We start from the raw sequence: 25775 nt of genomic DNA, 5'->3' as shown, positions 1-25775 counted from the left end.
CTTCTCCTGATAACGAAAATAACAAGTTCACAACGCTTACGTTACATTAATAGGCTGATTATCCATGCCGGTGAAGCATACAAACCTTTTACTCTATATAGCCTTGCCCTATAGTAGAAATAATGACAAGACTATACCCGGCATACATTCAGTATTTAGGGTAACGACTCGTCATACGGCAAGTTGCCTGTTTGCTGGCTGCAATGGCCCGTCGCCGCGACGCGGCTTGCAATATTTAGAGTATATTGGGGTCATTACAGTTTCAGTTTCCGCAAAAAGGCCTGTTCATAGAGAGTCACAATACGAGTAATCGTGAAAGCGATAAAAAAATAAATCAATGCAATGGTTGTCAATATTTCGACCGGTCGCGCCGTTGAATCCGCTATCATTTGTCCTTGATACATAAGATCCGTCATTCCCACGGCGGAAATAAGCGCGCTCTCTTTAAACAAAGTCACGCTGTTGGACAATAGCGTGGGCACCGACCGCATGAGCATCTGCGGCAAAAAAACATAAGGGAGCATGACGCGCAGCGGCATGCCCAAAGAAATGCACGCATCACGTTGTTCCGAGCCGACGGAATTCAACGCCGCCCTGAAACTCTCGCTCGAAATTGCGCCCATATAGAGCGTCATCGTCAAAATCGTGGCCGTTTGATTGCCCAAATCGACGCCCAACAGCGCTGGCAGGCAGAAGAAAAACCAAAACAACTGGATAAGCATCGGCGTTCCGCGAAAAACCTCGACATACGCCCTGGCAATGAGGCCAAGTGCAACGTTCCCGGAGTAGCGGACGATACTCACGATAAAACCCAGTACCAGCCCGGCGACCAGACTTATCGCCGTATAATACAATGTGTGCGCTAATCCCATTAATATGGCGCTTTTGTAGGCGAATATAAAACCAAACGCAGTGGAAAAATCGACCATGTGTTCTCCCCTACTGACTCATCCTGTGCAAACGTTTTTCATACATGCCCACCAACTGCGATAGCGGCAACGATACGGCAAAATAAATCAAGGCGACGGTGGTGTAGACTTCAATGGGCCGATAAAACTCCGTCGCCAGCGATTTGCCCTGATACATCAGGTCGGCGATGGCAACAATGGCCACCAATGATGTCTGCTGCAACAAACCGATGGTGTTGGTCAACAAAACCGGTATCGCCATCATGAATGCCTGGGGGAAGACCACATAAACCGTTTTCTTGAACGGCGAGAGACCCAGGGCCACACAGGCATCATGATGGGAGGAAGGAATGGTTTGTATGGCCGCGCGATACGCTTCGGCATTGAAAGCCGTCACATTCAGGCTCAACGCCAGTACGGCCATCGCGAACGGGTTCCAATACACATGGATGAAAATCGGCACACAATAGAATATCCAGACGATTTGCACCAATGCCGGCGTGCAGCGGAATAGCTCGATAAACACGACCGCCGGCCAGCGCAGGACCCTAAAACGGCTCATGGCGATAAGGCTTAACAGAAAGCCCGCCACGATGCCGATAGCGGCTGATATCAATGTTAATTGCAATGTCATAAGCAGCCCGCTCATGAGCTGGGGCCAGCCGGTAATGATGACATGCATATTCCACGAGAAAGATGTCATAGCGTCACCTTCATGATACCGGTTCGACATGGAGTACATTTTTGAGGAAGTTGGCCGTTCGGGTTTGCACGGGCGAGTTGAACAAGGCTGAAGGCGCCGCGTCTTCAACCACTTGGCCGTCCGCGCAAAAGACCACCCGGGTGGCGATGCGTTTCGCGAACCACATGTCGTGGGTCACAATCATCATGGACATGTTCTGGTCCGCCAGCTCCATCATGACGCCCTCGACTTCCGCCACCAGCTCCGGGTCCAGCGCGGATGTCACCTCATCGAACAGCATAATCTCCGGATCCAGCATCAATGCCCGCGCAATGGCCACGCGTTGTTTCTGTCCGCCGGACAACATACCCGGATAGGCATCGGCACGATTCTGTAAACCGAGGCGCGTCAAAAACTGCATTGCGCGTTCGGTCGCCCGCGCTTTTTTTTCGCCCCGGGCTTTGACCGGCGTCAGGATGAGATTTCCCAATACCGTCAAATGAGGAAACAAAGTATAATGCTGGAAGACCATCCCTATCCTGGCCTGTATCTCCCTGTTTATCGTATTGGGCATCCGCAGATTGACATCCGCGGTGATGTAATCTTTTCCCGCGAATTTGATGTTGCCTGAGTCGATCTTTTCCAATCCCATAATGCAACGCAATAAGGTACTTTTACCGCTACCGCTTGGTCCGATAACCACGATGCGTTCCCCTGGGCTCATGCGGAAATTCATTCCATTCAGCACCGGAGGAATTCCAGAACCAAAAGATTTCACCAAATTACGTACAGACAGAAACGAAGAAGTCATTGACCAACTCCCAAATTGATTTTGCTCTCTGACAACATCTTTGCAATCAGATAAAAACAGACGCCAGGACAGACTGCCTATTCCCCGGCTCAGGGATGATGTAAAGACACAGACAGTTATTCTGGCCGGTAAATATGAGGATTAACGGCCACCCTATAGCATTGAGTCAGATTGGCCTTGGCATTATTCGTTTGCCACACTGAATTGCCATACAAAACCATAACTTTCTCGCCATAGAACATAACTAATTTTTCACACCGCCACTACATTAATATTTGTTATGATGGAGATAATGAAGCAGGTGATACCTTTTACTTCCATAGGTTATGGCTATATGAGGAAATTTCTATCAGATAATCCTATGAAGATACGCGCGCCAGGCGTGCAGCGCCTTTTACGGATTTTCTTATTTTAATACATATAAATCATTAAGTTGAAATTTTATTCACCACTAGCGAACCGCAAGCTCGCCCCGGTAACGCGAAGGATTATCCTTTCCATTCTTTTTTCGTATATGACATCCCTATAGGATTTGCAGATGCTAATAACACGCAGATGTGACCAAGATGCGGCCGTGGCAACCCGTCATTTTGCGGGGGTTCAGCCGATAAGGGGTCGCGGCGGGCTGAATTCAAAAATAATGATTATCATGGCGTTAACCTGAAAACCTGCAAAATTGAACAGAAGGGCGATGACAGCATGACATTACAACAATTGCAGTATTTTCTTGCCGCGGTTGAGCACGGAACATTATCGAAAGCGGCGGAACACCTTAACATCGCCCAGCCTTCGTTATCGGATCAAATATTGCGGTTGGAGAATTCCTTAGGCACGCATCTTTTCATCAGAACCAATCGCAAACTGATTCTGACCGAAGCGGGAAACCGCCTATTTCCCCATGCCAGGGCCTCGGTGAACGCCGCTCAGGAGGCGCATAACGCGGTACAGTCGGTAAGGAAGTTAAAAGGCGGCGTGGTAAGCTTCGGCACTTTTGGCAGCTCATACCAGTATTTCTTAAGCGATCTGATCGAGGAATTTCATAATGCCTTTCCGGACGTCAAACTCAAGGTCGTCGGCCTTAATTCAAGCGAGGTGGCGGACGCCGTGATGGACGGTAAAATAGAGGCCGGGCTGGTTATGTTACCCGTCAATAATAAAAGTCTGGTGGCCAGCGAGCCGGTCTGGTCCGCCCGTGTAGGCTACATCAGCGCCGATGAGGGCAGATTGGCGGGGGAGAAAAATATTGAAGCGTTGCTTGGGGCGCCGCTTATCTTAAGCGAAGCCAAGTGGCGTAATACCGATCCCATCAGAAAATTGCTTGCGAAGCGAGCCAGCGGCGTCGGGAAGCAACTTGAGCCCATTATCGAGGTTGAGCACCAGGAAACCGCCTTCGAACTTGCGGCCCGGGGCGTCGGCGACGTTATCGCCACCCGCCCCATCATGCATCAGTTGGGTTATCAGAACCGGCTTAAGTGGGTGCCGATTACGCCGCCCGTGTATGAAGTCTTCGGGTTTATTTATCGCTCGGACACGGCTATATCATCCGGCACCAGAGAAATCATCGCCATGATGCGCAAGTATCTGGCGAAAATACAGGCATTTTACGATCACATTGAGAAATAAGCCTTTATTGCACAGTCTGGTAAGCCCGCCCGCGCGTTGCCATGACGCTGCCCCGGACACCCTCTGGCCAGGCACATGCCCGGCGGCGAACTAGAGGATATAACCATTGGCAAGCCAGCCGCCATCCACCGGCAGTACATGTCCAGAGATCATTTTCGCCTGGTCGCTGGCTAAAAAAAAGCAGGCATCGGCTATCTCTTCGGGTTCCGCCAATCGTCCCAGAGGCGTGCGCGCTTTGACGCCTGGCAGATTGTATTTCCCCGCCTCAATCAGCGATTGGACCATTGCGCTGCGCACGCCCGTGGGCGCCACCGCGTTCACCCGTATCCCCAGCGGACCCCATTCAATCGCCAGACTCTCGACCAGTGTGTGTAGCGCCCCTTTCGATGCGCAGTACGCGGCTCTTTGCGGCGCCCCCGCTTCGCCATAAACCGAGCTCATAAACGTGATGGCCCCGCCCGAATTCGCCGCCAGGGATTTCCCCACGGCCTGGGCCACCAGGAAACTGCCCAGGACATTGATGTCGAGAATCTTCCTGAAAGTCGCCGCCGATACGTCAAATGCGGATTGGACTTCATTGATACCCGCACAGGTTATCGCCCCGTCAATACCGCCAAATTCCTCGTGCATCCTGTCTATCGCGGCGAGGATAGGGGATGTTTCCGTTACGGAACCCGCCACGCCTATGGCCTGTTTACCCAGTTTGCCGATTGCGGCGTCAACGGACGCCTGGGTCCGGCTGAGAAAACACACGCGCGCGCCAGCGCTGATAAACCGCGCGGCGACAGATAAACCGATGCCGCTCGCGCCTGTGATGAGATAATTTTTGGTTTTCATCGCGCCGTCCATTCAGGAAAAATGGCATGTATCATCGGTTTTTCAGCGTTGAAAAAAAACGGGATTCAATGAAACCAAGTAACGCGAGGGGTTCTTCATCGAATGCCTCAATCTGTGTTCCCAATTCAGATTCCACGCTAAGGGTCCATTTCCCTGGAAGGGGATTTAATAGGCATGAGGGGAAATGCATATGGTGATGCCAGGCTATTTTTTTGTCGACCAGCGAGGTTATCAAATATCGCATGGTGTCCTCAGTTTCTGGTGTTTCGACCGGGATGTCGGGGTTGCCGGCCATTATCCCGTCGCCATGCAATAATTTAACCAGGACTTTATCGGCTTCGGGAAAGACGTCTGATTGAGCCAGATACGCTATCTGGCCGTCATCATCTTCGATAACCATGGAATAGCATGACGCGAACGGATTATATTGACACCCAGGGGGCAGAACATGAATATGCCATCTCCCGCCTTCATCATTCAATGCCTGGCCGATGGGAATACAGTGATCAATCGGAATGATGGTATAGTTGATACCTTGATATACGATGTTATCCAGAACCGTGATTTTCATACTTTCCCCTTGTCAACGGTGCCCGTTATCCCCGTGATGCTCCAGGTTGCCTCTTTGTTGGCGGCGAGGCGACGCAAGGTGTTCAGGTTAGGGTCATTTCAATTGTTGAGAAAATGCAGATATTGGCGAGTGTTCTCTTCCAGCTTGTCCCTATACTCATGATCATCAGCATCATCTTGCGTGCCGTAAAAAGCGTGGAAACCATCATATTTCGCTTGGATAAACCGGCATACGCATTGATAGGGCAGAAGTAATTCTTCCAACGTGCATGCCATAATGCCTTGTCGCGAATATGAACTCGCTCTCATACCCGCGGAAACAGCCAGGCGGACTCTCCGGTTAACAAACGCTTTGCCGCCATTGAATGCCCAGCCCCGGGTAATGACCTCATCCTGCCATTTTTTAAGCAATGGCGGGCAACTAAACCAAAAACAAGGAAATTGTATAACCAGCTCATCATGGCTCTCAATCAGATTCTGCTCTCTTTTAACATTGATATTCCAGTCAGGATATTCCGCATAAATATCATGTAGAGTGAAATTATCCGTCTCTTTTTGTATTTCCCTTATCCATCGCTTGTGTATCAAAGAGTGATTAAGATCGGGATGCGCAACCAGAATTAACGCTTTCATCAGTCACCTAAGGATATTCATTATTCTCAAAACCGTCCACAATGCCGCGATTATTGTGAAAAGCAGACAGCGCCATTTTGATTCTGCGCCAAAGGGCATCCAGGGTGAACCTCGGATATTCTATGGAAAGAATAGAGAATGCCTATGGGTAATATCTATACGCGTCATATTTCACATCGCTTCGTTGTCGGCGATGTTCGCCCCAATGAGGTAATCCTCTGCCTGGCACAGGGTTTGCTAGTGTTTTCTCTGTCAATCGTCAGTCTGTCTGGCGGGGAATTCTAAGTTCTTTGAAGGAGGTAATGGAAAATGGCAGATAAAACAGTTCAGAAAATAACCAGGGTTGTGTTGATGGCGTGTCTGGGGCTTTATGCCGGGTTGTCGGCCAGCGCCGCCGAGGTCCCCCCCGGCGTGCATTTGGCATCCAAACAGGAAATCGTCAGAGGCAACGGAGAAGAGCCGGCCACGCTGGATGCGCAACTGGCGGAAAGCAATGAATCGTTCAATATCATCAATGACCTGTTCGAGGGACTGGTGCGCACCGCGGCGGACGGCCGGGCAGAGCCGGCGCTGGAGGCGTCATGGGACAGCAAGAATAACCGCGTCTGGACGTTTCATCTGCGTCCGGGACTGACCTGGTCCGACGGCAGTCCGATTACAGCACGGGATGTCGTTTTCAGTTGGCGGCGCCTTGCCGACCCGAAAACCGCCTCCCCTTACGCTTCCTTCGCCAATTACGCGCATATCGCCAATGCCCAGGCGGTCACCGCCGGTAAACTTCCTCCGGATCAATTGGGTGTGACCGCCCTTGACGATCATACCGTGCAGGTCACCCTTGACCAGCCGGTATCGTATTTTTTGCAGTTTGTCGCCCATCCGTCCCTGTTCCCGGTCAGCGAGCACAATGTGGAACATTATGGCGATAAATGGACATTGCCCGGCCATATGGTCAGCAGCGGCGCCTATAAACTGGCGCAGTGGGTGGTGAATGAGAAGGTCGTGCTGGAGCGTAATGACAAATATTGGGACAACGCGCATACGGTCATCAATCGCGTGACCTTTTTGCCGTTAAACGACGGCACCGCTGAATTGAACCGCTATCGGGCGGGGGAAATCAGCATCACGAACACCATCCCGTCGGTGGACTTCCCGCAAATGAAAAAGTCCCTTCCCGATCAGATAAAAAGCACGCCGGTACTCAGCGTCTTCTATTTCCAGTTCAACAACAATAAACCGCCTTTTACGGATGTGCGGGTACGTCAGGCAATTAACCTTTCACTTAATAAGGGCATTATTGCCGAGAAAGTCATCGGCAAGGGGCAACAACCGGCCTGGGCCGTGCTGCCATTGTCCATGGGCGGCATCAAAATCAGGCCGCCGGAATGGGCCGCCTGGTCGCAGCAGCAACGGGTTCACAAAGCGCAGGCATTGTTGAAATCCGCCGGATACTCCAGCGCTCATCCCCTGACCTTCACGTTGCTGTACAACACCACCGACGATAACCGGCGCATCGCCATCGCCGCGGCGTCCATGTGGAAAGAAACGCTGGGCGCGCACGTCACACTGCAAAATGAAGAATGGAAAACCATGCTGGACACCATGCATCAGGGAAAATTCGATATGGTCCGGTATACCTGGATTGGCGATTACAATGAACCGTCCACGTTTCTGAATACCTTCCGTATCGGCGACAGCCAAAATACCTGTCTGTATCATAGCGAGGCATTCGACGCCGCCGTCAAAGCGGCCGGCGCCGCGCAAACATTGGCGGAAAGCCAGGCCGATTACCAGAAAGCCAGCGATATCATTGCCGCCGATAGCCCCGTTGTTCCGGTATTTTACGGTGTGCAAAACCAGTTGGTGAAACCGGCTGTGGGCGGCTTCGCCCCGTCGCCGCTGGGTTTTTACTATACAAAAGACCTGTATCTGAAAACCAAGTGAAAAACCGCGCGGTAAGCCAAGCCGCATCGCGGCGGTAAATAGGCGAACGCGGCCAGCGAGGGTCGGCGTGAAGTATGACGGTACCCGCCATCCGCCAGAGCCTTCACGCGGCCGCGTTAATCGACATACAGCGAGGGCTTCCCAACCGGCCGGGTCTTGAACCGGCGATGCAACCAAAGATACTGTTCGGGTGCGCGCAGTATCTCGGTTTCAATGATCCGGTTCATATAGGCGGCGGCGGACAGCGCATCCTCGGCGGGATAATCGGTGATTTCAGGTTGAATAACCAGTTGGTAACCCTGATTGCGCGGCTTGCGAATCAGCACCACCGTCAGCATCGCCGGCTTGGCCAGATGACAGAGGACGAAGGTGCCGTTAGTGGTGGCCGCCTGCGGTACGGCGAACAACGGCGCGAAAACACTGCCGCGCGGACCGTAATCCTGATCGGGCGCGAACCATACTGATTCACCCTGCTTTAGGGCATGGACCATACCGCGCAAATCCTTGCGATCGATCATTGCCTTGTTGGAACGCATACGTCCCTTGGTCTGCATCCACTCCATCGCCTGGTTGTTGTGCGGGCGATACATCGCCATCATCGGCTGGCACAGGCCCATGACCCGTCCGCCCAGTTCCAGCGACATGAAATGCACGCCGATGACCATCACCCCGCGATGATGCTTACTGGCGGCGCGCAGGTGTTGCAGACCCGAAACATCAAACCAGCGCTTGACGCGGTTATCCGGCCAAAACCAGGCCATGCCGGTTTCCATCAGCGCCATGCCGAGGGAAGCGAAGTTTTCCGCCACCAGCGTATCAACGGAAGACGCCGGCATGGTCGGGAAACACAATCGAATATTGCGCCGGGTGATGTCTTCCCGGCGTTTGAGAAAGGGGCGCGCCGACAACCCTACCCCGCGCCCGAGCGCCATCAATACCGGATAGGGAAGTTGAACCAGCAAAATCAGTAATCCAAGACCGAGCCAGGTGATCCAGTAGCGCGGATGGAGCAATTGGCGCGAGAAAGCGGATGTTTTACGCATGTAAAGCCTGTTTTACTCTTCTCTAATGGCTTCGTGTCGCATCGCGGCGGCAAGCAAGCGCGTCCCCGGGAGCATAGCCGACCAGGTGGCCGGGGGCGCGAACGCGGCCGACAAAGAGGCGACGTGAAGCATGGCGGGGATAAATGGTCATGTATCGCATAGAGAAACCGTGACTTCTGTAAGCGGTACGGGTGTGCATAAGACAGGATACACTTCAAAAAGTTTTCCCATCATTAAAAAAGAATAAAGTATGCGTGTTGTTTCCGTTTACGGCGCGGCCATGGACCATTTCAGACCGTTGATAACGGCATGGGGGGAAGTTACCCGCCTGGAAACCACTGCGGTTTCCAGGCGGGTTTCACGGCCGGTTTTCAGCGATGCGCGGCACTGTTGAGAATAATGGAGGTAATGATGCCGGTTGTCGCGGCAATCAGCACATAATTGCCGTTGATATAGGACCAGTATTGTCCCTCAGGAGGCGGCGGCAAACCTTTATCCCGCCAGTTGTCGACCCGGAAATCCCGGCCGCGGAAATCTTGCGGCGCCGGTTTGCCCCGCTCAAAATCGTGGCCTCTATAGGCAAAATGGCGTCCCATTTCCGGGCCGCCGTGTTTTTTTTCAATGGGCGGACGTCCCCCATCCGGACCGCCCGGCCCCTCCGCCAGCGCGAATCCGGAAGCGAAACAACCGACGGCGAATAACACCACTACCGGGGACATTTTTCTGAGTTTATCCATGCCGAACTCCTTTTATGGCTCTTAGCAATCTAAATTACTTGAATTGATTAGAGTATAGTTACCCATTATGTAAAGAAATCGTCAAATTATCGAATGAATTTATTAAAGTGATTTTCAATATGTAGTTATCTTCACGGGAAAATTTCCCCGCGCTAGAAATTCCAGAATTTTCTAAAGGATATTTTTATTTGGAATCTAACGAAAAAGTATATCCTGTATCTACGCCAACCCATTCAATTGCGGGGTATTTGCGTCGACGAAGTGATGCCTATGCTTAAATTCGTCTTTATCTGGTATCGGGTCAATGCCTGATTCGCCAAAATCCAGTTATTTCCACAAAAAGGGGTATTGCATGAAAAAAATTGTTTTATTGTTGACCGCAATGCTGCTGGCATCCTCTCTGGGCGGCTGCGTTTGGTGGGGACCGGGATGGGGGCCGGGCGGCGGGCCAGGTGGCGGAGGCTTTGGCGGCGGGGGCCCTGGCGGTGGAGGCCCCGGCGGTGGAGGCCCCGGCGGCGGGCCGGGCTGATCGGTTTATCGCCAAAGGCCATCCGGTTGTGCGCCGGATGGCTTACGTTAACGCCCAGCGACATATCACACGGGTATACACCATGAAGAAACGGACTCTGCTTGCTTTTATTCTCCTGGCCGCCAGCGGTATCATCGCGCCGGCCGGCGCGACAACCCTCCGCGTGGGTTTCTCGCCGGAAGGCTCCGCGCACCAACTGGTGCTGGATTCCATCGGATCCGCCCGTGGCTCGATCCGCATGATGGCTTACTCCTTCACCGATCCGACGGTAATGCAGGCGTTGATGGCCGCCAAAAAACGCGGTGTGGATGTCGAAATCGTGATTGATGAAAAAGGCAATCACAGCAAGGCCAGCAAGGCCGCCATGAATTTGATGGTCAATAGCGGCATTCCGCTGCGTACTGACAGCGATTTCAAAATTCAGCATGACAAAGTGATCATCATCGACGGCAAGTCGGTGGAAACCGGCAGCTACAACTACACCGCCAGCGCCAACAAATCCAACTCCGAGAATGCCATCCTGATCGATGACGATCCGGCGTTGGCCAGACAGTATCTGGCGCATTGGCAGGATCGTTGGAATCGGGGCAGGGATTACGCCAGCAGCTATTGATTTGACATCCTCCCCGCCCGGAAGGACCGGGTCTTACGGCACACCCGCTGATCCCGCGCCGGCGCGTTAACGGGATCCCCCGCCCGCGGCTCCGGCTTGCGCCACGACGGCCGGTCCCCGGCCGCACGGGCGGATGGGGGGACCGGGGCGGGCGGACAGAACCGGTAAAGCGGCAACCGGATATGGCACGGAACCATGGGGATGCTCATAAGGCCCGCAAGGTAAACGTCGCATTCACCGCGGGATCTTGTTCCCAAACGGCAAACATGACCACATCGTGGCCCACGCGACCGTAATACTCCCTTACCGTGCCATTGTCATTGGTGCGAGACGTGGTATGCAGGAAGTTATGAACGTCGCTGCAAAATATCCGCATCCGCTCGCCGGGAACCCCTTCACCGGTGGCGATGTTGGTTAACGTATGGAAAACCTCGTTGCTGCCATTGGCGTCACGGCGGACTTCGCTGGTCAGTCGATATTGTGCCTGTCCCTCTCTGAAATGAACCAGGGTGTGGTTGACCGCCGTCATCGTGTGCCGGACCCGCGCATTGACGATAACGGATTCGGCGACGGTGTTGACCACCTCCACATGGGTACTGCCGAAATAATCGGTTAATGCCGCCCCCCGCGATAATGTCGCGCTGCCGGTAACGGTAAAATCAACGACTTCATAAAGCACAGGGCGGCCGGTTGCGGCATCCCGGACGGCATACTCGAGAATATTCCTGCTTTGGCCGTCCGCCGGCGCGTTATTGGCCACCACCATGACGCTCAATGTCACCGCCGCCCTGACACCAAAGTGGGATTGGGCAAATTGGGTAATATTTTCAATCTGACAGGAAAGCAACACGTCCTCGACTACCGTATCAGTGAAAAATACCGTTGCCTGCCCCAAATCGTCGGTTCGGGTTTTCACGGTTTGCGTCTTATTGTGGAACGCGGCCGACCCGCCCACACAGAAAAACAGTGGCCGGTCGGCCGCGGGCGCGCCCTGGCATGTCACCATGGCGGTAACGCTATTGGATTCACATCCGTCGGCGGCGGCATTGGAGGTCGCCGACAGTTTTAGATCATATTCACGACCATCGATGATGATAGGAAATGTTTCATGCTGCATGAGGTGTTCCTCGCTAAAAATCGGCCGCATTGGCGATCCAGGTCATTGGAAGACCCGGATCGCCGGAAAGTCCCTCAGGGACAATGTCAGGCGTATCAGACAAATGTCATGACGACCCGGCTTACCGATGCGGTATCGCTTTGCACCCGGGCGGTCACCGTGACGTCTTCCGCGGTCCGGCTCGTCAATTGCAAGGTAAATTGCCCCGCCGAATCAGTGATACCCTGGGATGCCGAAAGCTGCGCGTCGCCCGTAACATCGAATAGCAGCGTTTGATTGGGAACAATTTGATCAAAACGGGTGAACAAGGTATAGACAATGACATTCTGGGCGATGCCGTTTGCCGGCGAGTTATTCACGCGCGGATCGTTGACGATGCTATATTGAGGTAACCCGGAGGTAAATTCGACGAATACGCCGGTGCTGACTGACAAATCGCTATTCAATCTCGCTTGCACCAATACCAGTCCGACAACGCTGCTGGTAATGGAGACTTCCACCTGGCCTTGCGCGTTGGTCACGCCGGATGTGGGAGTGACCGATGCGCCGGAGCCGACGGGAACGGCGAATAACAAGATCTGTCCGGCAACAGGGACGCCATTGCGTTGCGACAACGTAAAGGTAATGCGATTGCGGCCACTGTTTATTGGCGCGTAATTTTCATTGGTAAAGGAATCGATTTGATAATAAGTGACAGGGATAAAATTTACATAGGTATAGTTATCGACGGCGGGGTATTGCGTGAGTCGCGCGATGATCAACGCTTGGCCGGCCTGCTGGCTGCGAATGTATAAATCGAAAGTCCCGTTCGCATTGGTAATGCCCTCCGTCGCCGAAAGGTGAGTGCTGGCAGGATTCGCGCTGAAGGTGATGAAAATACCGACGATAGGCTGATTTGACCCGTCAAAGACCCGATAGCGGAGCAGATTGGCATCATTTCCGTTGGCGGGGACATCGTCGACGATTTGTTCCACGGAAATGTTACGGGCATCCAGTCTCTGCCCAGGTTGAAACGTCGCGCTTCGGCTGGTGAAGAGCTGATGGTAGTGGCATAAAACCTGTACGGTTTCCGGCAGCGTATCAGTAAACGACGCCACCGCGTCCCCTTGGCGGTCAGTCGCCGCCGTCACCTGCTGGGCGCCATTGGTGAACTTGGCATCGCCGTCCACGGCAAACATCACCTCTTGCCCGGCCAAGGGGATATCGTTGCGGGTTAATCGCGCCGTGGCATGATTTCTGTCATGGCCATTGGCCACGGCATGAGAAGTTGTCTCTAATGTCAAGCGATAATCTGATGGCGGCATCGCGCCTTCTTTATTGATATTTGACATAATGACCTCTTGTGAGAGTTTTCAAAGAGTGCGGCTATTTCTCCTTGGAAATGAGCCAAAATAGTTGGCAAACGTTATTCCTAAATGGCGATTTTAAATAGGTCGAATTGTACCGTACCGGCAATACCGCCCTGATGGCGTTCAAATATTCGAGAGCATGGTAGAACCGTATTGGGCCAGTTTATAATTCATTGATCATGCGGTAATATTGAAAAATAAATAGAGGAATTACCCCTATTTTTATTTTCCAATCGGCGTAATTAAAATATCACAACGGCAATGTGATAGAGAATATACAAACTGCACCTTGATAATCATCACTATCGCATTAGCGTGGAAAATTTCAATGCGCTTTTTTAATGTTTGGATTGCCAAAATTCACAGAGGGACATCCCGCCTTGACGAGTCGGCCTGTCTGTGTCCCCCGCGCGGGGGCACCCCCTGCCGATTAACGTCCCAGGGCCGGCCCGCCGCGTGTTGAGCCATGGGAAGCCGGCCGCCGCGGCCGGCTATTCCTCCAACGCCAGCATGGCGAAGCTGGCCAGCCAATGGCCGCCGCTGTAATGACTACCGACCACGTGGGGGACGCTGGCGGATAGATGGCGTTCGGTGGCTTCCCGTAAGCAGGGTTGGGCGGGGTGTTTTTGCGGCAGGCATTGGCCGATACGCCGCAAACACCAGGCCCTGCTCAGATTCAGGCCGTCGAGATGGGCGATTTTCGGATCGGTGCGATCGCTGACCCGCGCCGGTTGCAGCAACGGCGTGATGCGCTCGATACCCGGTAAAAATTTATCGAACCAGGGAGCGAATTCCCGGCCAAGCAGTTTGCTCATCAACAGTGCCTCGGTTAGCGCGCCGGAAAGATAGTCGTCGCCGGCCGGCTCGTAATGGGCCGGATAGTCGGTATCCGCTTGGTAATATCCCGCCGCGGCCGCGGCGATTGCCTGTTCAAGCGCCCTGTCCCGCATCGACCGGGCATGATCCATCGCCAGTATCAATGCGAAGGCGGTATTGAAATGGGTGCCCACTCTGACCGGGTAGCTCAGTTTATCCAGGTAGTTTATTAACCGTTCGCGTATATCCCCGGTTAACGGCTGTAGCGCCTCGCGCCATCGCGCCGCGCCGGGAAATGCCGATGCGGCCAGTTCCTGATCCAGCGCCAACAGCCAGCCGTAGCCATAGGGCCGCTCGAAGGACGCCCGAAAAGGCGCCTGAAAATAATCCCTCTCCCGCAAGGCGCCGGGTCGGGTGAAATGTTGCTCAAACAGCGCGGCGATGGCGTCGCGGCAGGATAGCGTCGGGAAATGACGCAGACAGCGTAGCAACAGCCAATAGCCATGCACCGCCGAATGCCAGTCGAAACAGCCATAGAATATCGGATGCAGTTCCCGGGGGGACTGGATATCCTGAGCGCCATTAAGCAAATGCATGATATGGTTTGGATATTCCTGGCGGAGATAGGTCAAGGGCATACGGGCGAAATCTTCCGCCTGTTGTCGGGTAAGCGGCATGGTTCACTCCTCTCGCCGCCGCGATGCATCGGGCGCGGCGGACATGGCTAACGGAATACAATGAAATACATCAGGAAGATATTGACCACCAGCAATACGATAGCGGTGGGGATCTGGACTTTAATGACCTGATACTTGTCTTTCAGTTCCAGCAGCGCGGCGGGCACGATATTAAAATTGGCCGCCATGGGGGTCATCAGCGTTCCACAATAGCCGGCGTACATGCCGATGGCCATCAGCGGCGCCGGATCGCCATGGTGGTGGATTGCCAGTAGCGGCAGGCCGATACCGGCGCTCATCACCGGAAACGCCGCGAACGCGTTTCCCATGATCATGGTAAACAGCGCCATTCCCACGCAGTATATCACCACCAGCATAAAGCGGTTTTCCGGGTTGATGAACTGACTCACCACATGCTGTACGGCATCGCCGGTTTTTGCCACCACGAACACGCCCCCCAGCATCGCCAGCATTTGCGGCAAAATGATGGCCCAGCCGATGGTGTCCACCAGGCGGCGCGACTGGCGAATGGCGTGCAAAGGCGTCCCGCGGGTCAGCGCCCAGCCGCACAAAAGCGCAATCACGCAGGCGACGCAAAGGGATGCCAGCGTCAACTGCCGTTGATCGAGAATATAGACGCCGCCGATGGACACGCCCTTCATCGTCAGCGTGCCGACCACCGTCACGACCGGAATCAGCAACGCCGGCGCAAATAGTCCGTTTTTCAGCTTGCGGGCCGAGGTTTCCCGCTCTTGCAGCGAAGACATGGCATAGCGCCCCATACCGACCCGGCCTGACCCGGCCAATAGCGCGATAACCACCACGGCGCCGCCGATGATACGGTAGCCCAGGGATTGACCCAGATGGGCTATCAGCAAATCACCGAACAGGAATATCGCGCCGAACAGGAACCAGAACAACGCGGTGGTGAAGCGTTTCGGATGACCCCGGTCACGCAGGGTCATCGCCACCAGCACCATAACAATCAAGCCAATCAAATAATAGACGCGATTAATCGTCAGCAAGGTGCTCATTGTTGTTCTCCCGCGCCCTGGCTTTGCCGCCAGGCTTCGACATCGCGCCGGATGGCGGCGTCCAGCCGGGCGAGCCGGAAGAAATGGATAACCAGCGCGGAAAGCGCCGTGGGCAAAGCCCACAGACCGATATGCAACGGCTCGATGTTGGTGATGCCGTTTTCCCTCAAAAACGCATCGATAAGCAACACGGCGCCGAAAGCGATAAAAATGTCCTCGCCGAAAAAGACGGCGATATTATCGCACGCGGCGGCATGGGCCCGAATTTTATCACGGATATGCCGGGGTAATTCGCCATACAGGTTGAGCGCGGCGCCCTCGGCCATCGGCGCCAGCAATGGGCGTACCGTTTGCGCATGACCGCCCAGCGAATTGAGGCCGAGCGCGGCCGTGCCCTCCCGCACCAGAAAGTACAGCATCAGGATACGCGCCGACGTCGCGCTGGCGATATGCGCTATCCACATTTGGGCGCGCTCTTTCAGTCCGTAATATTCCAGCAGGCCAATCACCGGCAAAATCAGGATAAACGTCGCCAGCGACCGGCTGCTGACGAACTTTTCGCCGAAGGTTTCCAGCAACATGCCCAGATCCATTCCCGTGGCAAGACCGGTCGTCAGGCCCGCGATGACCACCACCAGCAGAGGATTAAAACGCAGCGCGAAACCAAGAACCACGACGGGGATGCCGATCAAGGGCAGTAAAGTCGAGCTATCCATACACATTCACCCTTTCAGAAGAGACCCGATATAGATGTCGTCCGCGGGGCGCGAAAAGCGCCGCAGCGGGGCCGCTCCCGGGCACGCGACCAGGCATGGATTTGCATAATTCGTGCCGCGAAGGGTGACGGGCGGGCGGATGGCGCGTCACGGCGCCGTTACCGCGCAAAGGGCATGCATCGTCTCGTCGTGGTTCTCCCGCGAACGACCGGCCTTAAGCCGGCACATTGCCATCCTATTGTGCAAAGGGAACAATTTTGGTGCTCAAAGACCGGTTCCGGGATCGCCTCGGCCAGAGAGTCACATGCTGGCGGATCGTTTGCTTTTTAGCAGCGGTTTCCCGTCATTGTCCGCCAAATCGCAGTTGTCCGGCAGAAAGAAGGTGATTGTCCCGGCGATAAACAGCGACCCCGCCAGCGCGCAGACCGCCACGTTCTGCCCATAGAGATAAATCATCACCCCCACCAGATAGGGACCGCAAAATCCCCCCAGGTTGCCCAGACCGTTAATGACCCCGCGGGCGCTGCCGGCCACTTCGGGAGAGGCGATACGGCCGGGCATTGACCAGAACGGACCGGTGGCCGCTTTCAGGAACAACCCGCAGCACACCAGCGCGATATAGGCCGCCGCCACATGCTCCCTTAGCGCCACGGAAGCCAGCAGCGACGCGGCGAAGCAATAAAGGGATAGACGCACCCACAGACGAAGCCGGCCGCTACGATCGCTAAACAAGGAGATGAGCAGGATGCCGGCCATCGTGGCGATAAAGGGCAAAATCGCCAACACCCCCACGCCGGCCATATTGGTTCCCGTTAGATTCTTGAGAATGGTGGGCAGCCACAAGGTGTAGCCGTAATCGCCGGTCTGGTAAAAGAAATTCAGCACCACCAGCTTGAGCAACCCGGGGTTGCGGAAAACGTCCGTTACCGGCGCCTTGCTTGCCGGTTCTTCCGCCAGCCTGGCCTCGCGTTGCCGGGCCAGTTCGCTCACCAGATAATCGCGTTCCCGAGCGGGCAGCCAGCGGGCCTCTTCGGGTCTATCGCTTATCAGATGCCACCAGATCAACAACACCACCAGCGAGAGCAGGCCCTCAATGATAAACAGCCATCGCCAATCCAGCGCGGCGATAATCCCCCCCGAAATCGGGGCCGTCAACATCCCGCCCAGGGGAGCGAACATCATCACCAGAGCATTGGCCCGCCCCAGTTCTTTTTCCGGAAACCAATTGCTTATCATGGTCAGCACAACGGGCAGCATCCCCCCTTCAGATACGCCGAGGATAAATCGCAACGCCAGTAGCTGGTACCCGTGCGTGACCCATCCGGTGGCGATGGACACGACGGCCCAGGCGATAAGCGACCAGATGATGAATCGTTTACCGCTGCCATGAACGGCAATGCGGCCGCCGGGAATTTGCAAAAATAAATAGCCGATAAAAAAGATCCCGCTGGCGATGCCCGCCATCTGGCTGGTGATACCCAGATCCTGCTCCAGTCCGCCCGGCAAAGCGAAACTGATATTCACCCTATCCATAAATGAAATAATACAGGCCAACAGAACGGGCGCGATAATACGAAACCAGCGTGTTCCGGGTATATTTTCGTTCATATTTTTTCCTCAGAGGGAGACACCTTTGCTTTAAAAAAACGCATCGCGCAACATCAAATTGCGTTAGGCAATACCGCCCCGTTGAAATACGCCTGCACATTCGCAAACAGCACATCGCCCATTTTTTGACGCGTTTCTGCCGTGGCGCTGGCCACATGGGGCAGCAAAATCACATTATCCAGGGCAAGCAGATCCGACGGGACATGCGGTTCATCGGCATAGACATCCAGACCGGCGCCGGCGATACCGCCTGTTTGCAACGCCTGAATCAGCGCGTCTTCGTCCACCAGCGAGCCTCGCGCGACATTAATGAGCCAAGCGTGGGCGGGCATGGCGTTGAGCACGGCCGCGTTTATCAGCCCCCGGTTGGCCGCGCCGCCGGAAGCGGCGATCACCAGAAAGTCACTGTCTCGCGCCAGGGCATCGACAGAGTCGCGCCACAAATATTCCCGTTCCGGCAGCGGCTCACGGTCGTGATAACGTATCTGCATATCAAAGCCCGCGGCGCGCCGGGCGATAGCCCTACCGATATTGCCCATCCCCAGAATACCGATCCGCTTGCCGCTGACCTGAGTGCCCAGACCGGGCGACGAAGCCAGCCAGCGCCCCTCGCGCACGAACCGATCGTTGCCGCAAAGCCGTCGGGCGCCCGCCAGCAATAACGCCATGGCCAAATCGGCCACATCATTGGTCAGCACGCCGGAGGTGATGGTCACCGCGATGCGGCGCGCGCGGGTATAGGCCAAATCCACCGCATCGGTGCCGACACCGAAAATGGCAACCAGGCCGGCCCGCGGCAACAGGGCCAATGTGGCGTTGTCCACGCCGACATCGCCGCGGGTGACCACGGCGCCTATCTGCGGCCCATATTTCTGCAAAAAGGTTTGCGGGGCCGGTTGCTCGTAAAGACGATGCACGACGGACACCGAGGCGAGGCGCTCTTGCAGCGTCTCGCTGACCGGGGCGATTAACAGCACGGCAGGGTTTTGGGGTGTATTCATGGGGAGGACCTGTTTGAGAGTATGTTAACGTGACTGGCTACTATCAAACGGTTTCCCTGGCGGGATTTTTGCGATCTTCGTCACGCTGAATCGTGTTAAGCTGAGCTGTTACCAGGGACGTGATCGGAAGCGCAAATCGGGGGGATACCGCCTGGGCAGGCGTAGGCGCCTCGGGATAATGCCTGGGCCCGGCCGGTATGCCGGCGGCGTCAGATGGTCTCGCCCATCAATAGGCGATAATGCAAATCCACTTTGTCGATGCAGGGAATCCCTTTGATTTTCTTGATTAATATTTCGGTGGCTGCTTTACCCATGGCAAAGCGGGGAGTCAGAACGCTGGCAAGTTTCGGCGTGGTGACTTGGCCGATTTCCAGCCCGTGAAAGCCGGCGATAGCCATGTTCTCCGGCACGCGGATGCCGGAGGCGACACACTCTTGTAACACGCCCACCGCCAGGTCGTCATTGGTGCATAAAATACCGTCCAGTTGCGGATACATCTGCCGTGCCAGGGTCATCATTCCCGCTCCGATGGATACGGAGGAGATCTTGTTGGGCGCAATCCGCCCGCTCGGCAACCCGACATCCGCCATTGCTTTGCAGTAGCCGGCGAAACGCTGCTCGTCGCGCACATCCGACATGGAGCCGAAATAGACGATATGCCGTTTACCGCTGGCCAATAACATATTGGTCATGTCGAAACCCGCGCCGTAATTATCGAAACCCACATTGACGCGATCAGGATTATCGGCCAATCCCATCACCTCGGCGATGGGAATTTTCGACGCTTTGAGATATTTCTCGGCACGGACAGTATGCACCGACTCGGTCAATAACAAGGCTTTGACGTTGAACGCCAACACCGTGGCGATTTGCTCCTCTTCCCTCTGCCTGTCGTAATCATAATTGACCACTAGCGTCTGATAGCCCTGAGGCGCGGTGACCGATTCGATGCCCGCCAGCAGATCGGCGAATATCTGATTATTGAAAGAGGGCACCAGAATACCGATACGCGGCAACGCATGGCCGCTGATGGCGGGATTATCCGGATCAGGCTGGTAGCCGACTTCCGCGATGACACTGGCGATCCGCTCGGACGTTTCCGGTTTGACCTTTTCCGGAGTACGTAGATAACGGCTGACGGTCATTTTGGTTACCCCCGCCAGTTCGGCGATATCATCCAATGTGATGCGTTGCATTTTCATTTTCGATGCCAGTCAAGACGTCCATGGTATCCGGTTATTATGCCTGCTGAACCGGTAAAAGAAAATCCGCGCGCGTCGTCGATGGCCGGCCGGAAAGGCCCATGGCCGACGGGTTTTCCCGGTCGGATCACACTTGGCGTAACCGTACTTCGTAACATCACCTTAAGTGATCTTCGTCACAGTTTCACCCCGGCAAAAACCGTGTGATAGGTAGCGGAAACAGCCGGCGGCTGTACGGCCATGCGTCATGTTCCCGATGCATTCCCGCGGGCGGCCAGTCTCTTGGCGCGATTTAAACCCTTATCCGGCCTTGCCGATGACGGGTTGTGGATATGACAGGAAAACACATGAACGATCTTTTTAACTTGGAAAATAAACGTATTTTAATTACCGGTTCCGGACAGGGAATAGGGCTTGTCATGGCGCAGGGACTGGCAAATTATGGCGCGGAAATCATTATTAATGATATTTCCCCGACACGCGCGGAACAAGCAGCGGTGAAATTACGCGAGAGCGGCGCAAAAGCGCATGTCGCCGTGTTTAACGTGACGGATCCGCAAGGGGTTGAGCAGGCCATCGGAGATATCGAAAAAGACTTCGGACCCATTGATGCCTTATTCAACAACGCCGGTATTCAGCGCCGCCACCCCTTTACCGAATTCCCGGTACAGGAATGGAATGACGTGATTTCAGTGAATCAAACCGCGGTATTTCTTGTTTCGCAAGCGGTGGCCAAACGGATGGTCGGCCGCCGGCAAGGAAAGATTGTCAATATCTGCTCAATGCAGAGCGAACTGGGCCGTGATACCATCACCCCCTACGCCGCGGCAAAAGGCGCGGTCAAAATGCTGACGCGCGGGATGTGCGTTGAACTGGCCAGATACAATATCCAGGTTAATGGTATCGCGCCCGGTTATTTTAAAACCGCCATGACACAGGCGCTGGTGGATGACCAGGCGTTTACCGATTGGCTATGTAAACGCACGCCCGCCGCCCGATGGGGCGATCCGCAAGAATTGGTGGGCGCCGCGGTTTTCCTTTCCTCAAAGGCGTCGGATTTTGTCAACGGCCATGTGCTGTTCGTCGACGGCGGTATGCTGGTCGCGGTTTAAAAAAACGCGTAACCCGCCGCCATGGCGTTGCGGCTGGGGCATTGCGGCGTCACCGGTTATTGTCAAGTCGCATCAACCGCGAGGCGGTCGAACCGCCATAAAGCATTAACAGCGCGGCGGCAATCACAATTCCCCAGGCCAGTCCCCATTCGCCGGTAAATTGATGGACGCCGCCCACCACCACGGGCGCTGTGGAGGCGACAATATAACTGACGCCTTGCACAAAAGACGATATGCGGCGATTTTCATCCAGGTCCGCCGCATGGCTCATCACCAGCATAAACACCACCGAAAAACCGCCGCCCGAGCCTATGCCGCCCAAAACCACCCATAACGGCCAGGCGGCCGGCGCCAGCAGCAGCCCCGCCGGCATCAACAGCCAACTGACGCCCACCACCCAAAAAAGCCGGAGCGCATCGAACCCCAGGTACGACTTAAGCCAGGGTACGCCAAAACAACCGAGGATCCCGAGTATCTGGAACAACGACGCGCTGATGCCCGCCTGATGGACGTTCATGTCCGCCGCCTGCATAAGATAATCGGGCAGCCAGGCGGTCAAGCCGTAAAACATGAAGGTATGCGACGCAAAAGCCAGGGTTAGCCGGCGCACCGCCGGCTGGCGCCATACCCGGCCAGACGCCTGCCTGGTGGCGACCGGTTTCGCCGGTCCAAAAGCGGGGGGTGGCGTGTCTTTTTGCCCGGCGGACCCATGGGCGACGGCAAGCCAAAGCAGTAAACCTATCACCGCCAACGCCGCCCAACTCGCCAGGGCGACGCGCCAATGGAACAGCGAGGTCAGCGGCGCGGTCAAGCCGGCGCTGAGCATGGCGCCGATACTCATCGCCATCACCAGCACGCCGGTCATTAACCCGGCGCGGCGCGGAAAGTCACGGGCTATCACCATCAGGCTGACGATGTTGCCAAGCGTCAGCGCCCCGCCCAAAATGACGGTGCCGGCAACCACCAGAGGCATGCCCCCCAGCGAGCGCGCTACCGACCCCAGTATCACCCCCGCCAGCGTCAGCATGACCGCGCGCTCGATACTCAGACGACGCAGCGCCGCGGCGGCCAACGGCGCCAGCACGCCGAAACAAAGCACCGGGATTGTGGTCAACAGCCCCGCCGCCGCCGCGCTTATGCGTAAATCCCCGCGGACCGCGTCGATAACTGAAGGCAGGGAAGTCAGCGGCGCGCGCAGATTAACCGCCAAAGCGATAAACGCGGCGACTTTTAATCCGGTTAATGCGCTGTTCCGCGACCGTATCGGGTGTTTGCCACCAGCGGTATTTTCGATTGATTTCATATCCATGGCGTTGCCATTCGCAACCCGACCTGTTTGTCTTATCGCCAAAAACGAGCACAACCCGGCTTGTTCAGCCGATACGCCCGCAGCATCACCCATTGAATAAGCATGCGCGAACAGCACTCTGGAGAAAGTTATTATCAATCGATAAGTAGGACTTTAATAGATCTTGAAAACCTCATTCCTGGAAAATTAATGTATTTACTATCACATAATGTATGTTTTAAATACAAAATGTAAATACCCTCTTGATGGCTTGAGCTACCACCGCCGAGGCGTAAACGGCCATTTCACCCTGAGGGCAGACGCCCCCCGCCATTATGTTCCGGTTATTTGACCCGCTGTAACGCCAAATGCATACCCAACCCCATAAAAGTCATGCCGCCGAGCTTTTGCATGATGCGTTGGCTACGGTTGGATTTGCCCAACGTCGACATCACCACCGATGCAGTCAGAACGCAGACAATATCGGCCGAGGAAAAGATCACGTTTACCGCGCAGCCCAGCACGGCGAATTGCAGCCACGCCGGGTAGCCGGAAGCAAGGTTGATGAACTGCGGTAAAAAAGCCAGGTAGAAAATCGCGGTTTTCGGATTAAGCATTTCAACGGTCATGCTTTCGAGAAATGCGCGCTTCGCCGGCTTAGCCCCCTTGACCACCGGCGCGTGCTCGGCTTGGGAACGCCGCCGAAACATTTGAATACCCAGCCACATCAGATACGCGGCGCCGGCGAATTTTACCCCCATGTACATGACGGGCACGGTACGCAGCAGCAACGTGAGTCCCGATGCAGCGGCGATCACGTGCATATATCCGCCCAAATGCAAACCCAACGCCGCCATCAATCCAGAGCGACGCCCCCGAGAAAGGGTCTGGGCGGCGGTATAGAGCAACGCCGGTCCGGGAATAAACGCAAAAACGAACGACGTTACCAGAAGGCTTATTATTGCATGTGTTTCCGGCATACCTTTACCCTGTCGAATGTGGTCTGTCTTTTATACCCTATACACCCTATTCTCGTCCTATTTCAAGTTGCCTGTTGGCGGGTTGCGCCCGCTCGCCGCCGCGACGTGAATGATATAGCGTAGAAATACCCCGAGTCTAAAGGATCTTGGCGCCGGAAGCGAATAACCCGCCATAGCGATAGCCGCGGACAACCGGGTTTCCCCGTATTGTGTCAGATGTGGCTTTGACAACCGGATTGGGCCTCCGTGTTTTTCATAAAAAGAATCGCCATTAAACCCGTCTATTATACGTTATCCTCCCCGCCAGCCCCTGAGGTATTCCGGACGATTTTCCAGAAACGCGCCTGTTTTCTCGGCAGCCATTTCCCCTTATGATGGGTGGTGCTTTGCTTAAGGACGTTTCATGATCTGGCTAATACTGGCAACATTGATAATCGTTTTCCTCGTCGGTTTTCGCATACTTAACTCCGATTCACGCCGGGCGGCGCAGACATTGACCAAGCGGTTGAACATCGAACCCGTGTATGTTGAATCTCTGATAAGCCACATGGGCAAAATCCCCGGGAGGGAATTTGTCGAGTATCTCCTGCGCAATGACGAATCCCATATCGGCAATGCCGCAAGCGTCCTGCTTATTTATCAAACCTTTATCATCGATGAATCCGAGGACAGCCTGGAGTTTTGGCACAGGGTGCTGCGTAAGGCGCGGCTGCCCATTGAATTGACGCACAAGCATGTCCGCCTGGCGCTGTCGTTTTTACGCGAGCTTGAACCGGCGGCGGAGGAACTGGCCGCTTTCCGGCTGCGTTATAATGCCCGTTTCGCCGAGGTTATCGGTCCCGATCAGGCGGCCAACAGTAATGTTTATTATATCGACGGCATCTCGCCAAAGAACTGACTTCGCCGGGTAAAAGACCGGTATTATCGGCTGCCGCACGCAAGAATACGCCCGGTTCTCAATCGCCATTCAGGGCGGGCCACGCGCGGAGGGGGTGCCGTTACCCCAGGCCGCCGTTGGCGGTTCGCATTCGTTCCCAAGACAGACGCCGACCACTTGCCGCCGCGATGCGACTCGACGTATTGCGAGTTCAGGTTTATTTCGTAATCAGTCTCACATTTAATAATTAGACGTTTCTCAAATTACATTGTATTTTATTTCTGACTGTCTGGCGGCCTAATCTTTACCCGTCAAACACATGATGAACCTCCATACTCTAAATAATTCAAGTTGTCTCAAGGGGGAGCATCCGCGGCCAACAAAGAGGCAACTTGAAGTATGACGAGCCTATTATTTCCCTCACTACCATTTGGATTATATGAATATTTCTTGCGATTCACTCAATACCGTTTTTCATGAACAACATCCCTATTTGCCTGCAAATAATATCAACACTTATGTTACCGAACTCGCCGCCTGCCACTTTCCGGCCGAGTTTAAAAATAAAGAAAGGGCCGATCTGGTGCACGCCATTCAGGAAACCCGAGGGGTAAAAGCCCGTACCCCCCTTTGCGAACACATTTCGGAAATAATAAGAAGCTTATATACCCTGCGATTTAATACTTTCGATATTATCAATACAGGGACAAGCGAGGTCGCGGGCCGTCTCAAAACAGGTTGCAGCGAGATTCAGCGCGATGACTATATCCGCGAACTTATCAATTACCATTATCTGCGTTGTGAAGTAAAGGACATGATGGAGAAAAACGAGCTGCGGTTGGACGATATCGAGCGTGTGCTTCGTCATCATCACAGCACGGCCCTGTATGGCGATTTGCAAGCGCTTGCCGCAGTGATGCGCGGGGAGGCGCAACAGATCCCGGCACTGACGTATAATCAAGGCGCCGAGCAATTCGGTTAACCGGTTCGCACGGGGTTTCGCCAGACTGCCGCCAACCGGTCATCGTCGGGCGTTGGTTCGGGCGTACCCCGCCGGCCCTGGAACGCACG

24 protein-coding genes are annotated in these 25775 nt (G+C 54.8%); 6 read left to right on the top strand and 18 right to left on the bottom strand.

Features of this window, described 5'->3' with window-relative positions; translation table 11 throughout:
• Positions 1-254: 254 nt before the first annotated feature.
• From FCN80_RS08595 to FCN80_RS08585, 3 genes are read right to left on the bottom strand one after another with little or no spacing between them, the layout of a single operon-like run.
• Positions 255-929: an amino acid ABC transporter permease gene (locus tag FCN80_RS08595; RefSeq protein WP_136989742.1), complete on the bottom strand. Its 675-nt coding sequence runs from the start codon at positions 927-929 to the stop codon at positions 255-257.
• Positions 930-939: 10 nt separating this feature from the next.
• The gene (locus FCN80_RS08590) at positions 940-1611 is read right to left on the bottom strand and encodes an amino acid ABC transporter permease (protein WP_230492565.1); all 672 of its coding nucleotides are present in this window, start codon (positions 1609-1611) and stop codon (positions 940-942) included.
• A 10-nt stretch (positions 1612-1621) separates the two neighbouring features.
• Positions 1622-2401: an amino acid ABC transporter ATP-binding protein gene (locus FCN80_RS08585; RefSeq protein ID WP_136989741.1), complete on the bottom strand. Its 780-nt coding sequence runs from the start codon at positions 2399-2401 to the stop codon at positions 1622-1624.
• Positions 2402-3100: 699 nt separating this feature from the next.
• Here FCN80_RS08585 and FCN80_RS08580 point away from each other — a divergent pair.
• On the top strand, positions 3101-4024 hold the full coding sequence (locus FCN80_RS08580) for a LysR family transcriptional regulator (RefSeq protein ID WP_136989740.1): 924 nt from the start codon (positions 3101-3103) through the stop codon (positions 4022-4024).
• A gap of 90 nt (positions 4025-4114) precedes the next feature.
• On the opposite strand, the gene FCN80_RS08575 is transcribed toward FCN80_RS08580, so the two are convergent.
• The 3 genes from FCN80_RS08575 to FCN80_RS08565 all read right to left on the bottom strand — a co-directional run bounded on the left by FCN80_RS08575 (position 4115) and on the right by FCN80_RS08565 (position 6064).
• Complete coding sequence (locus tag FCN80_RS08575; RefSeq protein WP_170975345.1) at positions 4115-4861, bottom strand: SDR family NAD(P)-dependent oxidoreductase; 747 nt, start codon at positions 4859-4861, stop codon at positions 4115-4117.
• Positions 4862-4892: 31 nt separating this feature from the next.
• The gene (locus FCN80_RS08570) at positions 4893-5432 is read right to left on the bottom strand and encodes a hypothetical protein (RefSeq protein WP_136989738.1); all 540 of its coding nucleotides are present in this window, start codon (positions 5430-5432) and stop codon (positions 4893-4895) included.
• 98 nt (positions 5433-5530) lie between these two features.
• Positions 5531-6064: an NAD(P)H-dependent oxidoreductase gene (locus FCN80_RS08565; protein ID WP_136989737.1), complete on the bottom strand. Its 534-nt coding sequence runs from the start codon at positions 6062-6064 to the stop codon at positions 5531-5533.
• 309 nt (positions 6065-6373) lie between these two features.
• Between FCN80_RS08565 and FCN80_RS08560 the strand changes: the two genes are divergently transcribed.
• Positions 6374-8005 (top strand): ABC transporter substrate-binding protein, encoded by a 1632-nt coding sequence (locus tag FCN80_RS08560; protein WP_136989736.1) that lies wholly within the window; start codon positions 6374-6376, stop codon positions 8003-8005.
• A 116-nt stretch (positions 8006-8121) separates the two neighbouring features.
• On the opposite strand, the gene lpxP is transcribed toward FCN80_RS08560, so the two are convergent.
• Both lpxP and FCN80_RS08550 read right to left on the bottom strand, forming a co-directional pair.
• On the bottom strand, positions 8122-9048 hold the full coding sequence (gene lpxP / locus FCN80_RS08555) for a kdo(2)-lipid IV(A) palmitoleoyltransferase (protein WP_136989735.1): 927 nt from the start codon (positions 9046-9048) through the stop codon (positions 8122-8124).
• Between the two features lie 371 nt (positions 9049-9419).
• Positions 9420-9785 (bottom strand): RcnB family protein, encoded by a 366-nt coding sequence (locus tag FCN80_RS08550; protein WP_136989734.1) that lies wholly within the window; start codon positions 9783-9785, stop codon positions 9420-9422.
• A gap of 452 nt (positions 9786-10237) precedes the next feature.
• Here FCN80_RS08550 and FCN80_RS08540 point away from each other — a divergent pair, with 452 nt between their 5' ends.
• Positions 10238-10927, top strand: a complete 690-nt coding sequence (locus FCN80_RS08540) for a phospholipase D family nuclease (protein WP_230492564.1) — start codon at positions 10238-10240, stop codon at positions 10925-10927.
• 205 nt (positions 10928-11132) lie between these two features.
• Here FCN80_RS08540 and FCN80_RS08535 read toward each other — a convergent pair whose 3' ends face one another.
• The 8 genes from FCN80_RS08535 to FCN80_RS08500 all read right to left on the bottom strand — a co-directional run bounded on the left by FCN80_RS08535 (position 11133) and on the right by FCN80_RS08500 (position 20447).
• Positions 11133-12044: an Ig-like domain-containing protein gene (locus FCN80_RS08535; protein WP_136989733.1), complete on the bottom strand. Its 912-nt coding sequence runs from the start codon at positions 12042-12044 to the stop codon at positions 11133-11135.
• Positions 12045-12139: 95 nt separating this feature from the next.
• A complete protein-coding gene (locus FCN80_RS08530; protein ID WP_136989732.1) occupies positions 12140-13375 on the bottom strand; it encodes an Ig-like domain-containing protein in 1236 nt (411 codons plus the stop codon).
• A 509-nt stretch (positions 13376-13884) separates the two neighbouring features.
• Positions 13885-14886, bottom strand: a complete 1002-nt coding sequence (locus FCN80_RS08525) for a DUF2891 domain-containing protein (RefSeq protein WP_136989731.1) — start codon at positions 14884-14886, stop codon at positions 13885-13887.
• A gap of 47 nt (positions 14887-14933) precedes the next feature.
• The gene (locus FCN80_RS08520) at positions 14934-15920 is read right to left on the bottom strand and encodes a DUF979 domain-containing protein (RefSeq protein WP_136989730.1); all 987 of its coding nucleotides are present in this window, start codon (positions 15918-15920) and stop codon (positions 14934-14936) included.
• Positions 15917-16636, bottom strand: a complete 720-nt coding sequence (locus FCN80_RS08515) for a DUF969 domain-containing protein (RefSeq protein WP_136989729.1) — start codon at positions 16634-16636, stop codon at positions 15917-15919. The genes FCN80_RS08520 and FCN80_RS08515 overlap by 4 nt, the downstream gene beginning before the upstream one ends.
• 300 nt (positions 16637-16936) lie before the next feature.
• Positions 16937-18244, bottom strand: a complete 1308-nt coding sequence (locus FCN80_RS08510; RefSeq protein WP_136989728.1) for an MFS transporter — start codon at positions 18242-18244, stop codon at positions 16937-16939.
• A 53-nt stretch (positions 18245-18297) separates the two neighbouring features.
• Positions 18298-19245, bottom strand: coding sequence for a 2-hydroxyacid dehydrogenase (locus FCN80_RS08505; protein WP_136989727.1), 948 nt, complete (start codon positions 19243-19245; stop codon positions 18298-18300).
• A gap of 209 nt (positions 19246-19454) precedes the next feature.
• Complete coding sequence (locus FCN80_RS08500) at positions 19455-20447, bottom strand: LacI family DNA-binding transcriptional regulator (RefSeq protein ID WP_136989726.1); 993 nt, start codon at positions 20445-20447, stop codon at positions 19455-19457.
• 347 nt (positions 20448-20794) lie between these two features.
• On the opposite strand from FCN80_RS08500, the gene idnO reads away from it, so the two are divergent.
• A complete protein-coding gene (gene idnO / locus FCN80_RS08495) occupies positions 20795-21559 on the top strand; it encodes a gluconate 5-dehydrogenase (protein ID WP_136989725.1) in 765 nt (254 codons plus the stop codon).
• 49 nt (positions 21560-21608) lie between these two features.
• On the opposite strand, the gene FCN80_RS08490 is transcribed toward idnO, so the two are convergent.
• On the bottom strand, positions 21609-22868 hold the full coding sequence (locus tag FCN80_RS08490; protein ID WP_170975344.1) for an MFS transporter: 1260 nt from the start codon (positions 22866-22868) through the stop codon (positions 21609-21611).
• Positions 22869-23191: 323 nt separating this feature from the next.
• The gene (locus tag FCN80_RS08485; protein WP_136989723.1) at positions 23192-23827 is read right to left on the bottom strand and encodes a LysE family translocator; all 636 of its coding nucleotides are present in this window, start codon (positions 23825-23827) and stop codon (positions 23192-23194) included.
• 403 nt (positions 23828-24230) lie between these two features.
• Between FCN80_RS08485 and FCN80_RS08480 the strand changes: the two genes are divergently transcribed.
• Both FCN80_RS08480 and FCN80_RS08475 read left to right on the top strand, forming a co-directional pair.
• Entirely contained in the window at positions 24231-24725 is a 495-nt protein-coding gene (locus tag FCN80_RS08480) for a DUF1198 family protein (RefSeq protein ID WP_136989722.1), read from the top strand.
• A gap of 418 nt (positions 24726-25143) precedes the next feature.
• Positions 25144-25686, top strand: coding sequence for an NleF caspase inhibitor (locus tag FCN80_RS08475; RefSeq protein WP_136989721.1), 543 nt, complete (start codon positions 25144-25146; stop codon positions 25684-25686).
• The last annotated feature ends 89 nt before the right edge of the window (positions 25687-25775 follow it).

It is taken from the genome of Martelella alba (assembly GCF_005217455.1).
Taxonomy (GTDB): domain Bacteria; phylum Pseudomonadota; class Gammaproteobacteria; order Enterobacterales; family Enterobacteriaceae; genus Acerihabitans.
The sequence above is the reverse complement of the archived record's forward strand: the minus strand, read 5'-3'. Positions and strand labels throughout refer to the sequence as shown.